We start from the raw sequence: 12,625 nt of genomic DNA, 5'->3' as shown, positions 1-12,625 counted from the left end.
TCTCCCATTCATGGGAGAGGGGTTGGGGGAGAGGGCAGCGGGCTGAAGGACTGCTCATCGACAGCCAGTCGAATCCGCTCCAGCACACTCTCCGTTTGATTCAATACATCGTGATTCCAGAAGCGCCGCACCACGAAGCCTTGCGATGCCAACCACTGGTCACGTCGCTGATCATAAGCAACATCATCACCGTGTTGTCCGCCATCCACTTCGATCACCACCCCGCGCTCCAGGCAGATCAAATCCACGATGTAGGGGCCGAGGGGTTTCTGTCGCTTGAACTTCAGCCCCATGAAGCGATTCGCGCGCAGGTGGTACCAGAGGTGCTGCTCGGCCGGTGTTTGCGCTGAACGCATGGATTTGGCGTTGCTGAGGTTGTCCATGGCTTCTTCGGCTCCTTGCCCTCTCCCCCGGCCCCTCTCCCGCTAGCGGGAGAGGGGAGCAAATCAGCGTAGTGGCGGTTGGACGACGGTTTTCTGCTGGCCCAGCGACTCCTTCGCCAACTCCGCGATGCCGGCCAGCGAGCCGAGGATGCCGGTGGCTTCGATCGGCAACAGCAGCATTTTCTGGTTGGGGGATTTGGCCATCTCTTTCAGCGCATCCACGTAGTTGTTGGCGACGAAGTAGTTCAGCGCGTTGACATTGCCGCTGGCGATCGCGTCGGACACCATCGTGGTGGCTTTCGCTTCGGCCTCGGCCGAACGCTCACGTGCCTCGGCGTTGCGGAACGCGGCCTCCTTCTCGCCCTCGGCGGCCAGAATCACCGACTGCTTCTCGCCCTCGGCCTTCAGGATCGCCGCCTGGCGGAAACCCTCGGCGTCGAGGATGTTGGCGCGCTTTTCGCGCTCGGCCTTCATCTGCCGCGCCATCGCGTCGATCAGGTCGCGCGGCGGTGCGATGTCCTTGATCTCGATGCGGTTGACCTTCACGCCCCACGGATGGGTGGCCTCGTCCACCACGCGCAGCAGCTTGGCGTTGATGGCATCGCGCTGACTGAGGCTTTCGTCCAGATCCATCGAGCCCAGCACGGTGCGGATGTTGGTCATGATCAGCGCCAGCGTGGCCTGCTCCAGGTTGGAGACTTCATACGCCGCCTTGGACGCGTCCAGCACCTGGTAGAACACCACGCCATCCACGCCGACCACCGCGTTGTCCTTGGTGATCACGTCCTGCGAGGGCACGTCCAGCACCTGCTCCATCATGTTGATCTTGCGTCCGACCGCCTGGTAGATCGGGATCAGGAAATGCAGCCCCGGGGTCAGCGTGCGGGTGTATTTGCCGAAAGTTTCCACGGTCCATTCGTAGCCCTGCGGCACGATGCGCACCAGCTTGACGATGCCGACCACCACCAGAAAAACAATGACCAGCGCCAGCAGTTGTCCCAATCCCATGACGTAACTCCATCCCCTGAAGAAGTCCTGAGTATAGGCGAGCGCCGCGGGCCAAAGCGGTTATCTCGGCGTGGTCTGCGGCAGCACCAAGGTCACCCGCAAACCACCGCCTTCGCGGTTGGCCAGCAGCACCCGGCCGCCGTGCGCCTCGGTGATCTCGCGCGCCAGGGCCAGGCCCAGGCCGGTGCCGGCGCGCTTGGTGGAATAGAACGGCAGCAGCGCCTGCGCCAGCACGGTTTCGCTCATGCCCGGGCCGCGATCGGCCACCTCGATGCGCAGGTCGCGCCCGGCCTGCGTGATGGCGAGCGACACCTCGTCCTCGTCGCCGCCGGCTTCGTGGGCGTTCTTGATCAGGTTGATCAGCACCTGCTCGACCTGCACCGCGTCGAACACGCCCGGCCGCTCCGGCGCCTCCCCCAGCAGGTGAAAGCGGCAGTGCAAGGCCAGCGCGTCGAGGAAAGGCTGCCATGCCACCGGCGCCAACCGCGGCGCGGGCAACTTGGCGAAGCTGGCGTAGCCGGCGATGAAACCGTGCAGATGGTTGGCCCGCTCGCCGATGGTGGCGAACACGCCCGGCAGCCGCGCCACGTCGCCGCGGCGGGCCAGCTCCGCACCCGAGTGCGCCAGCGAGGAAATCGGCGCCAGTGAATTGTTCAACTCATGGCTGATCACCCGGATCACCCGCTTCCAGGTCGCCACTTCCTGCCGCGACAGCTCGCGCGTCATGCGGCGGAACAACTGCAGGCGGTGCGGTCGCCCCTGCAACCGGAACGCGCGCTGGGAAAGGTGGAAGGTTTCCTCCCCGCCATCCATTTCCACGCTGAGCAGGGCATCCTCGCCGCTTTCCACCGCCTGGCGCAGCGCGTCGGGGCCGGCGGCCAGCAATTGCGAGAAATCCATCCCCTGCAGGCTGCGGCCGTTGTTGAACAGGTGGCGCGAGGCGATGTTGGCGTAGGCCACGCGGCCGATCGCATCGGTCAGCACCAGCGCCACCGGCGTGTTCTGCACCACGGTGTCCAGCAACAGTTCGCGCTGCACCAGGTGCTGGCGCTGCTCGCGCAGGGTCTGGCCCAGCGCGTTATGCATGCGGATCAATTCGCCCAGTTCATCGCGCCGGTCCACGGCGATGGAGAAGCTGAAATCGCCATCGCGGTAGCTGGCCACCGCACCTTCCAGTGCGCGCAGCAAGCGGCTCACCGGCGCCATCACCACCCCGGCCAGCCAGAGCGCCAGCGGCAACAGCACGAGCAGGCTGATCAGCACGCCACCATAGACACCCGCCGACGACGCATGCGCCGAAAACGACTCCTGGGTCTGCAGCCAGTGCAGCACCTGCGGCACGGGCCAGCGGCTGACACCGGCATAGATCAAGGCCCCCGCCACACCGGCCACGACCAGCAGGATGGTCAGCCGCATCCGCAGCGAGGTCAGCCAACGCCACATGGCGAACTCCACCTTTGCGCAAAACCTGTAGGAGCGGCTTCAGCCGCGACCCACGGCCGTCGATTCTGCGTGGTCGCGACTGAAGTCGCTCCTACAAGGGCTGTGCAATGAACAATCGCACCATCCCTCAATGGCACTTGGCATCCATCGGCGTCTGCGCGCAATCCAGCGGCGGGCGGCCATCGGTCCACGGCAGGCCCAGGCCCAGCACCACATTGCGGTCGTTGGGTCGCGGCGGCGGCTGGCCCACCGGGCCGCGCGGGCGATGGTCGTCGAACTCGAACGGACTGGGTGGCGGCGCGTCGAGCCGCGGCGATCCGACGCGGTAGTCGATGGCGGGCGACTCCGTTGCCGGGATCGTCCACTTTTGCGCGATGGTTGGCTGGGTCAAGGCGGCTTGGGCCACCAGCGCACCCAGCAGCAGTGCCGGCAGCGGTGCCATTACGTATCGCATGACAGTTCTCCCCCGAGACAGACGGCGCCCATCTTTCTACGACCAGCGCGGCGCGGCAAGGCCACTGCATCTCAGTTTGACGACGCCAGGCCGTAGCGCTCCATGCGCCGGTACAGTGCCTGTCGCGACAGGCCCAGTTGTTGCGCTGCACGACTGACCACCCCGTCGGCCTTGTGCAACGCGCTTTCCACCACCTCGCGGCTGGGCTCGTCCAGGCTGCGCGCCACGCTGGAAACGTGCTGCGGCAGGTTGAGCAGCTCCGGTGTGATCGACCCGCCGCCCGAGAGCAATGCGGCGCGCTCGATGGCGTTTTTCAACTCGCGCACGTTGCCCGGCCACGGGTAGCCGAGCAGCAGCTCGCGCGCCGCATCGCCCAGTTCGGCGCGGCCACCGAGGAAAAATTCGGCCAGCGGCAGGATGTCGTCGCTGCGCTCGCTCAACGGCGGCAGGTTCACCTCGATCACGTTGAGCCGGTAATACAGGTCCTCGCGGAACGTGCCGGCACGCACCATCGCCTTCAGGTCGGCATTGGTGGCCGACAGCACGCGCACCTTCACCTGCCGCGTGCGCCCGGAACCCAGCCGTTCGTACTGGCCCGTCTCCAGCACGCGCAGCAGTTTCACCTGGCCGGACAACGGCAGGTTGCCGATCTCGTCCAGGAACAAGGTGCCGCCATCGGCCAGCTCGAAGCGTCCCTCGCGCGCCTTGTTGGCGCCGGTATAGGCACCGGCATCGGCGCCGAACAGCTCGGCCTCGATCAGCTCGCCGGGCAATGCACCGCAGTTCACCGCGATAAACGGGCCGCGCTTCACCGCGGAGTTCGCATGCACGATCGCGGCGATGCGCTCCTTGCCGGCGCCATTGGGGCCGGTGATCAGCACCGGTACGTCCGAACGGGCGATCTGGCAGGCCAGCTCCAGCGTGCGCGCCATCGCGTCGGAGGCGAACACCAGACCGTCCAGCTGGTAGTTCTTGCGCAGCTGATCGCTGCGCTGGCGCCGCTCGCGCCGGCTGCGCGACACCTCGCGGGTGGATTCGGACAGCTCCAGCAGGTTCTCTACCGTGGCCAGCAGCTTGTTGTCGTCCCACGGCTTGGCCAGGTAATCGGCGGCGCCGGCTTTGACCAGCTCCACCGCGGTTTCCAGGTGCGTCCACGCGGTCAGCAGGATCACCGGCAAATCCGGATGCCGCTCGCGGATGGCACGGAACAGCGCCACGCCCTCCTCGCCCGAGGTGGTGTCGGCGGTGAAGTTCATGTCCTGGATCACCACATCCACCTGGCCACGCGCCAGCAACGCCAGCCCCTCGTCAGGCGTGAGCGCGGTAAGCGGCTTGATCTCGTTCAACGACAACGCCAGCGACAACGCCTCACCCACGGCCGGGTTGTCGTCGATGACAAGGACAGTTCTCATAGGCTTTCTGCACATGCGGTCATGGATGCCGCCAAGGCCGGGAAGGTTGCCATGACTTTTGGCGGAAGTACCTCAATGATGCCTGCAGGAGCGGCTTCAGTCGCGATGCTTTTCGGTTCGCGCAAGAGCATCGCGACTGAAGTCGCTCCCACATGTCGGTTTTGGTGGCGTTTCGTCACACCGACCTCGTCGCCACCACCGGCGGCACCGCCGAGGCGCGGAGCGCGGGGCCGAGTACGGCGAGCTGGCCCAGCAGCCACAGCACCGGCGCGCCGATCGGCAGATAGAACAAAGGCAATCGCGGCACTTCGTAATGCGTCATCAATACCGCGTTCAAGCCGAACGCCAGCGCCATGCCCAACACGATGCCTGCGCCCACGATCAGGAAATTCTCGGCCTGGAAATAGCGCAGGATGTCGCCGCGGGTGGCGCCGATGGCGCGGCGGATACCGATACTGCGCGTGCGCTGCTGCACCCAGAAGCTGGCCAGCCCTGCGATACCCAGTGCGGTGACGAACAGCAGGCCCAGGGCCGAAGCCAGCAGCAGGCCGATCATGGTGGTGTCGCGCTGGAAGTAGGCCGCCCGGATCTCCTCGTAGGTCTGCGTGCGGGCGGCACTGATCAGCCGGTTCGCGTTGAGCTTCAGCAATTCCGCCGAACCCTCCTGCAGGACCCGCGCCCGATCACCGGGGGCGCTGCGCAGCACGTAGAGCACGCCTGAGCCCGGCGGCAGCTGCGGCCAGATCATGCTGTCCTCGTCCACCGCCGGCGAGCGCAGGTTCGGGCGCAGCAACCGGTCGACGATGCCCACGATGCGAATGTAGTTGTCGCCGTCGTACATGCTCTGGCCCAGCGCCTGCTTGCCCGGATACAGGTGTTGCGCCAGCGCGCGACTGACGATGGCCACCGCGGGCTTGCCCTGGCTCACGTAGTCTTCCGGCCGGAAGTCGCGCCCCGCGACCAGGTGCAGGCCCAGCGTGCCGACCAGACCGGGGGTGCCGTCGTAGACGGCAGGTTGCATGCAACCGCTGCCTTCGATCGTATTGAGCTGCATCGCCCGATCCAGCGCCTGCTTGCTGGGGCAGATGCCGCTGGACGACTCGCTGCGATCCAGCGGCAGCGAATAGCTGACCGCCACCACCGACTGCACGCCGCGCACGCCACGCAGGGCAGCCAGGTCCGCGGCATGCCGCGCCTGCGGATTCTCGCCCTCCTCGATGCTCGTGCTGGGGATCACCGACAGCTCGCTTTCGGCGATCCCGGTCGGCACGCTGATCCGCTGCAGGCGATTGGCGATCATGAACACCACGTTGCAGACGATCGCGCAGGTCAGGGCAGCCTGCAGCACCAGCAGGGTCGCGGTAAGTTTGTGTCGACGCAGGGTCGAGAGTATCGGGCGCAGTTCCATGCTGGATGTCCTCACAAGGCCTTCAGTTGCAGTGCGGGCGGCACGCGACACGCGCGCCATGTCGGCAACAGGCCGGCCAGGAGGCTGGCGGCGACCGCCAGCGCGAACGTGCCCAGCAGCATCGACGTGTCCATCTGCGCCAGTTGCGCATAGTCGTCGGGGCGATGGCGCACGCTCCACAGGCCGAGCTGGGCGATCAGCAAGCCGGACAGGCCGCCGGCCACGCCGACCATCGCCGACTCGATGCCCAGCTGCAGGAAGATGTCACGCCGGCGCGCACCCAGCGCGCGACGCACGCTGATCTCGCCGCTGCGGCGCAGGAACTTCGCCAGCAGCAAGGCCATGATGTTGACGATGCACACGAACAGGAAACCCAGCGCCAGCCACAGCTGCAGGCGCACATCCGTGGGCACCAGGTTGCGGTGCGCCAGCCAGCCCATCAGGCTGTACAGCTTCGCTTCCGTGGGCGGGCGCTGGAAGCGGCCCAGCGCCTTCTGCTGGGCGGAATAGTCGAGCAGGAACTGGCGATACGCCTGCACCTGCCCGGGGCTTTGCAATTGCACCCAGAATTGCAGCCAGGACATGTTGCCGCTGGTCATGGAATCACCGGCGTCGTCCTTGCCCCAGCCGGATTGATTCCCGTTGGTCGGCAACTTCAGGTCCACCGCGGCGGACAACGGCAGGAAGAATTGATCCGCATCGCCAAACGATTGCGCCGACAGGTCGGCATGGAACATCGGTTGCGGCTGCCAGTCGGTGGTGACGCCGATCACGCGGAAGTCGTGTTCACCCAGCCGCACGACCTGACCGACGCCTCCGCTGCCGCCGAACAGCTTGCGATCCAGCGTCTCGCCGAGCACCACCACATGCGTCCGTGCGGCATCGTCGGCGGCGGACCAGCCCTGTCCATGCTCGAACGAGATGCCGAACATCGCGAAGATGTCCGCCGTGGCATAACGCCCATCCACGCGGAACGGACGCACGTCCGCCCGCGCGGGGCGCACCAGCAGCGAGCCACCCGCCATCGCCGCCTGGCGCACGCCGCGGTGCGCGCGCAACAGGGACATCGCATCGGGCCAAGTGAGGTTGTCGGCAGGATCGGGACCGTTGCCGCCGTGCGTGTAATCCAGCGGCAGCGGATCAAGGTGCGGCGTATAGAGATGCGCACTGCGCCCCGGCAACGGATCCTCGGTCATCACATGCAACACCGTGATCATCGTCATGCTGGCGCCGATGCCCAGGCCGATCGCCAGCACCATCAGCGCGGTGAGCACCGGGCTTCGCTTCAGGCTGCGCAGCGCAAGTTCCATGTAATAAGCAAACATCCCATTCCCCTTGAATGGCTGGCGGAAGCGTGGACGATCAATCGCCGCGGGTGATTTCCGCCGGTGCCGCATCGCCGGCCTTCTGGGCAAACGGCAACGCATCCGTCACCAGGTGCATCAGGAATCGGCCCGGTTGATCCTGCATCACCATGTGCGCCGATTCCGCAAACAGCACCAGGTGCTTCGACGGCGCCTGGATGCGGTCGAACCATTGCTCGGCCAGTTCGTGCGAGGTGGTGTAGTCGTGTTGCCCGACGAACAGGATCACCGGGCAGCGGAACGCCGTTACGTTGTCGAGGTTCAGGCTGAGCAGCGGCTGCAGCAGGTGATGGAGCGTGTACAGGCTGCCCTTGCCGATCGCAGCGAGCTCAGCCTGGCTGTAATCGGGCGACAGGGCGCCGGCGTCGGCGTCGTAGGAGAAGTCCCTGCGGCCATAGGCCAGGCCGCCGTAGTAGGCCTCCCACTTGCTGCGCGTGCCGATGCGCGGGATCGTCATGGGCCCCGTGCCCGGATAGGGCATCAACGCCTCCAGCTCGCGTACGGCCGCCTGGTTGTGGTCGGCCTTAGCCTTGCGCAGGGCGAAGGCGAAACCGATCTCCTCGTTCCTGCGAACGTTCACCACCTGGCCGACGCCGATGTAGGCGTAGAACCAATCCGGATGCTGCTGCGCCAGCCGCGTGCCCAGCACGGTGCCCCAGGAATGGCCGAGCAGGAAAATCTTCTGCTTGCCGTAGTGCTTGCGCAGGTATTGCACGAGTTGCGCAGCGTCGTCGGTCATGCCGTCGACGGTCATGCCCGGCGACATCTGCGCTTCGGTGTTGGCCGCATAGGTCTTGCCGGCGCCGCGCTGGTCCCACTGCACGACGGTGAAGTAATCCTCCCACGGCGACTGGAACGTGTAGCTCGCCGGCATCACCACCGACGCCGGGCCACCGTGGAGAAACAGCAGGATCGGATTGCGGCGGTCGCGCCCGCGAATCGACACCCACTGGTCGATGCCGCCGATACGCAGCTTGATGCGTTCGTCCACGCCGTTGGGTGAAACGATGCGACGGGTGTTGTCGATGATGCCGGTGATCTCGTCACGCGAAAACATCCGGGGCGTGGCACTCGATGATGCCGACACTGCCGGGGCATCTGCTGGCGCGGGCGTCGCCCACGCCGCACGCGCCATCGTGGCCACGGCGACGGTCGCCATGCAAAGAAGTGTCATGCGGAAAGTGTTCATTGAAACTCCATGTTGGAAATGCCGGAAACCGAACCACCGATACGAGCCTTCACCGCGACATGTCCCGAGAGGCAACCCATCACACGCTGCGCGTGGCCACCACCGGCGGCACCGCTGCCGCACGCAGCGCGGGGCCGAGCACGGCAAGCTGCCCCAGCCCCCACAGCGTCAGTGCACCGATCGGCAGGTAGTAAACCGGCAGGCGTGGCAATTCGTAGTGCTGCATCAGCAGCAGGTTCAACCCGAACGCCAGCGCCATGCCCAGCACGATGCCGCCGCTGACGATCAGGAAGTTCTCGATCTGGAAGTAGCGCAGGATGTCGCCGCGCGTGGCGCCGATGGCGCGGCGGATGCCGATCTGTCGACGGCGCTGCTGCACCCAGAAGCTGGCCAGGCCGACGATGCCCAGCGCGGTGACGCCGAGCAGGGTGACGATCACGCCGAGCAGCAGGTTGATCATGATGCGATCGGATTCGAAGTAGGTCGTGCGCAGGTCGCTCACGGTCTGGCTGTTTTCCTGATCCAGCACCACATCGGGGGCAATCTTCGCCACGGCGTCGCGCGCGTTGTGCAGTACGCGCGGCAGATCGTGCGGGTCGGCACGCAGCAGGTACGTGCCGGCCAGCGAGCCTCCCGGCAGCGTGGGCGTGAACACCGTCCACTCTGTTGCCTGCGTGCCCCAATCATGCGGATGCGCGCGCGCCAGATGATCGACCACACCCATCACGCGGAAGTGCAGCTTGTCGCACCAGAAGTCCTTGCCCAGTGGGCTTTCCCCCGGCCAGGCGTGATCCGCCAGCGCGCGACTGACCAGCACCCGCGCATCCGGCGGCGCGAAATTGGTGGCAGGGCGATAGTCGTCCGTCTGCGGCAGGCGGCCCTCGACCAGCTTCAGGCCCAGCGCCTGATACGTGCCCGGGCCGCCCAGCACGAAATCCACCACGCCGATCTTGTTCTTGAAACTGCCGGGGTCGTGCGAAACGCCCGCTGCGCCGGCCTGGGTTCCGAACGGCACCTGGTTGGTCACGGTGACCGACTGCATGCCAGGGATGGTGCGCAAGCCGGTCAGCATGCGCGCATTGAGGTCTGCGGCCTGGCTGGGGTCGAAGCCATTGACCGTCAGCACCGCCAGCGCGCTTTCATCGACACCGCTGTTTATCTGGATCAGCTTCCAGCGCTGCACCACCAGGAAACACGCGTTGCACAGCACGGCGCAAGCCAGCGCAATTTCCATGGCGATCAGCAGCGTGGCGAGCCGATGGCGACGCAAGGCGGCGAGTATGGGTCGAATCTGCATGGTCATCCTCCTCACAGCGCCTTGAGTTGCCAGGCGGGCACCACGCGGCTGGCGCGCAGCGCGGGTATCACCCCGGCCAGCAGGCTCGCTGCTATCGCCATGACGAAGGTGGCCAGGAACATGCCGGTGTCCAGATGCGCGAGATGGGCGTAATCCACCGGTTGCTGTCGCACCAGCCACAAGCCGGCCAGCGTCAGCAGCCAGCCGAAGAACCCGCCAAGCAGACCGATCACGCCGGCTTCCACCAGGCACTGCGCAAAGATCGCGCGACGGCTCGCGCCGAGCGCGCGGCGCACGCCGATCTCACCGCTGCGGCGCAGGAACTTCGCCAGCAACAAACCCACCGCGTTGAACAGGCAGATCGCGAGGAAAGCCGACGCCAGCCATGCCTGCAGGCGTACATCGCCAGGCACCATGCCGCGTGCGGTCAGCATCGTCATCACGTCACGCATCCGCACATGCTCCCTGCCCGTCGCAAACCGCCCCGACGCCTTCTGCTGATCCGCGTAATCGCCCACGAAGCGCGCATAGGCCGCCGCCTTCGCCGGGCTGTCCAGCTCCGCCCACAACCACACCCACACGCAATCCGCGTTCTGCAGGTGGTGCGTATCCTCCGGCACATGCCAGCAGGTGTAGGGCAGGAAATTGCCCTCGTTGATTTCCATGCTGCTGGTGAACGGCGCAAATACATCCTCCGTCTTGCTGAAGTTCTGCGGCCACGGGTCGTAGAACAGCGGCGTGGGTCGCCATGGTTTGAGCACGCCCACGATGCGCACGTCGGTGTCGCGCACTCTCAGGCTGCGGCCGACGCTGTTGGCGCCACCGAACAGCTTGTCGTTCAGATCGTGCGAGATCACCACCACGCGTGCGTGGCGAGCGTCGTCTTCCGCGCTCCAGCCGGAGCCGTACTGGAACGGCACCTGGAACATCGGGAAGAAATCCGCGGAGGTGGAAAGCAGGCCCAGCATCAGCGGTGGTCGACCGGTTTCCGCTGCGCGCACCTTCACGGAACTGCTGGTAAGGATGGCCTGGCGATCGGCGCGGTGCGCGCTCCACAGATCCACCGCCGAGCGGTAATCCATCATGGCATAAGGCTCGGCGTGATCCGCTCTGGCAGGATTCTCGGGATCGAGCTGCGGGAAATACAGCACGCTGCTCTTGCCCGGTATCGGGTCGCCGGACAGCAGATGCACCACCGTGAGCGTGGTCATGCTCGCGCCGATACCCACGGCAATGGCCACCACCATCAGCGCGGTGAGCACCTTGTTGCGCTTGAGGCTGCGCAGCGCGAGGTTGAGGTAGTAGGTGAACACCTTCGGTGACTCCTTCGGAGGAGGGAATGGGGAATCGGGAATAGGGAATGGGAAAAGCCAGAGCGGGCCGCTGTTGCTCTACCGATTCCCTATTCCCGATTCCCCATTCCCTGCTTGTTGATCACACTGATCGCGTGGCCACTACCGGCGGCACCGCCGCCGCGCGCAATGCAGGCCCCAGCACGGCCACTTGCCCGATCAGCCACAACGCGATCGCGCCCACGGGGAAATAGATGGCCGGCAGGCGCGGCAATTCGTAATGCATCATCAAAAACAGGTTGATGCCGTAGGCCAGCACCATGCCCAGCGCGATGCCGATGGTGGCCAGCAGGAAATTTTCGGTCTGGAAGTAAACGAGGATGTTGCGGCGGGTCGCACCCAGCGCGCGGCGCACGCCGATGGTGCGGCGGCGTTGCGCCACCCAGAAACTGGCCAGGCCCACGATGCCCAGCGCGGTGACGATCAGCAGCGCGGCGATCGCTCCCACCAGGATGCCGGCCATGGAGCGATCATTCTCGAAGAACTTCTCGCGCACCTCGTCATACGTGCGTTGCGTGGTCACCACGCGGCGGGGGTCGGCCTTTTTCAGTGCGGCCACGGCGGCCTTGAGCACGGCGTGACGGTCCTGCGGCCGGGTGCGGATGAGGTAGCTCTGGTCCTTGCCGGCGCCCATGAACATGGGCAGGATCATCGAGTATTGCGCGGTGGCGTCATCGTACGCATTGGCACGCGCCAGTTCCGCCACCACGCCGACCACCCGCACACCGATCGGTCCGAGATAGATCATCTTGCCCAGCGCCTCGCCGCCCGGCCACAAGCGTTGCGCCATCGCCTGCGTGATCACCGTGACCGGGGCGATGACGTCCGTATCGCCATTGGCCACGGCCTTGAGCACGATGTCTGAATCAAGCACTTCCTCGGGGCGCAGGTAACGTCCCGCCAGCAGGCGCAGGCCCATCGTGGGCGCCAGATCCGCGCCGAAATACGTACCGGCATTGAGGGTCGGCTGGCGTTGCGCGGGGTCGAGAAAGATGCTGGCATTCGACGACGACGAGCCCAGCGGCACCTGGTTCACCAGGGTCGCGGCCTGCACGCCGGGCACCTGCCGGATGACGGCCAGATCCTCCCGCGCCCGCGCGTAGATATCCGGCAAGGGCGCCACTTCGGCCACCTGTATCTGCACCAGGGCGTGCTCGTCGATGCCGGTGGACATCTGCATGTGCTGCAGGCGGTGGTTGATCATGAACACCGCGTTGCAGACGATCGCGCAGGTCAGCGCGATTTCCAGTATCAGCAACCATGCGGTGGTCTTGTGCCGTCGCAGTGTGGAGAGAATCGGTCGCAGTTCCATCCG

11 protein-coding genes are annotated in these 12,625 nt (G+C 65.9%); all 11 read right to left on the bottom strand.

The window, feature by feature from the left end:
• Positions 1 to 8: 8 nt before the first annotated feature.
• Positions 9 to 383, bottom strand: a complete 375-nt coding sequence (locus ACFPK0_RS05135; protein ID WP_377338884.1) for an endonuclease domain-containing protein — start codon at positions 381 to 383, stop codon at positions 9 to 11.
• Positions 384 to 446: 63 nt separating this feature from the next.
• Entirely contained in the window at positions 447 to 1,391 is a 945-nt protein-coding gene (locus tag ACFPK0_RS05130) for an SPFH domain-containing protein (protein WP_377338882.1), read from the bottom strand.
• Between the two features lie 60 nt (positions 1,392 to 1,451).
• Positions 1,452 to 2,834, bottom strand: coding sequence for a sensor histidine kinase (locus ACFPK0_RS05125; RefSeq protein ID WP_056081162.1), 1,383 nt, complete (start codon positions 2,832 to 2,834; stop codon positions 1,452 to 1,454).
• A 127-nt stretch (positions 2,835 to 2,961) separates the two neighbouring features.
• Positions 2,962 to 3,288, bottom strand: coding sequence for a hypothetical protein (locus tag ACFPK0_RS05120; RefSeq protein WP_235578676.1), 327 nt, complete (start codon positions 3,286 to 3,288; stop codon positions 2,962 to 2,964).
• A gap of 71 nt (positions 3,289 to 3,359) precedes the next feature.
• Positions 3,360 to 4,700: a sigma-54-dependent transcriptional regulator gene (locus ACFPK0_RS05115; RefSeq protein ID WP_056081169.1), complete on the bottom strand. Its 1,341-nt coding sequence runs from the start codon at positions 4,698 to 4,700 to the stop codon at positions 3,360 to 3,362.
• Between the two features lie 175 nt (positions 4,701 to 4,875).
• Positions 4,876 to 6,108 carry an ABC transporter permease gene (locus ACFPK0_RS05110; RefSeq protein ID WP_377338879.1) on the bottom strand — a complete coding sequence of 411 codons (1,233 nt, stop codon included), beginning with the start codon at positions 6,106 to 6,108 and terminating at the stop codon, positions 4,876 to 4,878.
• 11 nt (positions 6,109 to 6,119) lie between these two features.
• Entirely contained in the window at positions 6,120 to 7,433 is a 1,314-nt protein-coding gene (locus ACFPK0_RS05105; protein WP_377338877.1) for an ABC transporter permease, read from the bottom strand.
• Between the two features lie 37 nt (positions 7,434 to 7,470).
• Positions 7,471 to 8,646 carry an alpha/beta fold hydrolase gene (locus tag ACFPK0_RS05100; protein WP_377338875.1) on the bottom strand — a complete coding sequence of 392 codons (1,176 nt, stop codon included), beginning with the start codon at positions 8,644 to 8,646 and terminating at the stop codon, positions 7,471 to 7,473.
• 94 nt (positions 8,647 to 8,740) lie between these two features.
• Positions 8,741 to 9,958: an ABC transporter permease gene (locus tag ACFPK0_RS05095; RefSeq protein WP_377338872.1), complete on the bottom strand. Its 1,218-nt coding sequence runs from the start codon at positions 9,956 to 9,958 to the stop codon at positions 8,741 to 8,743.
• An 11-nt stretch (positions 9,959 to 9,969) separates the two neighbouring features.
• Entirely contained in the window at positions 9,970 to 11,271 is a 1,302-nt protein-coding gene (locus ACFPK0_RS05090) for an ABC transporter permease (protein ID WP_056081178.1), read from the bottom strand.
• A 121-nt stretch (positions 11,272 to 11,392) separates the two neighbouring features.
• Entirely contained in the window at positions 11,393 to 12,622 is a 1,230-nt protein-coding gene (locus ACFPK0_RS05085) for an ABC transporter permease (protein ID WP_377338868.1), read from the bottom strand.
• Positions 12,623 to 12,625: the final 3 nt, after the last annotated feature.

Source organism: Rhodanobacter ginsenosidimutans, assembly GCF_042655685.1.
Classification (GTDB): Bacteria; Pseudomonadota; Gammaproteobacteria; order Xanthomonadales; family Rhodanobacteraceae; genus Rhodanobacter; species Rhodanobacter ginsenosidimutans.
The sequence above is the reverse complement of the archived record's forward strand: the minus strand, read 5'-3'. Positions and strand labels throughout refer to the sequence as shown.

What these genes read in the sequence shown, in the direction of transcription:
- ACFPK0_RS05105 (WP_377338877.1), bottom strand. Translation starts at nt 7,433, where the DNA reads ATGTTTGCTTATTACATGGAACTTGCGCTGCGCAGCCTGAAGCGAAGC.
- ACFPK0_RS05085 (WP_377338868.1), bottom strand. Translation starts at nt 12,622, where the DNA reads ATGGAACTGCGACCGATTCTCTCCACACTGCGACGGCACAAGACCACC.
- ACFPK0_RS05095 (WP_377338872.1), bottom strand. Translation starts at nt 9,958, where the DNA reads ATGCAGATTCGACCCATACTCGCCGCCTTGCGTCGCCATCGGCTCGCC.
- ACFPK0_RS05135 (WP_377338884.1), bottom strand. Translation starts at nt 383, where the DNA reads ATGGACAACCTCAGCAACGCCAAATCCATGCGTTCAGCGCAAACACCG.
- ACFPK0_RS05125 (WP_056081162.1), bottom strand. Translation starts at nt 2,834, where the DNA reads ATGTGGCGTTGGCTGACCTCGCTGCGGATGCGGCTGACCATCCTGCTG.
- ACFPK0_RS05120 (WP_235578676.1), bottom strand. Translation starts at nt 3,288, where the DNA reads ATGCGATACGTAATGGCACCGCTGCCGGCACTGCTGCTGGGTGCGCTG.
- ACFPK0_RS05115 (WP_056081169.1), bottom strand. Translation starts at nt 4,700, where the DNA reads ATGAGAACTGTCCTTGTCATCGACGACAACCCGGCCGTGGGTGAGGCG.
- ACFPK0_RS05130 (WP_377338882.1), bottom strand. Translation starts at nt 1,391, where the DNA reads ATGGGATTGGGACAACTGCTGGCGCTGGTCATTGTTTTTCTGGTGGTG.
- ACFPK0_RS05100 (WP_377338875.1), bottom strand. Translation starts at nt 8,646, where the DNA reads ATGACACTTCTTTGCATGGCGACCGTCGCCGTGGCCACGATGGCGCGT.
- ACFPK0_RS05110 (WP_377338879.1), bottom strand. Translation starts at nt 6,108, where the DNA reads ATGGAACTGCGCCCGATACTCTCGACCCTGCGTCGACACAAACTTACC.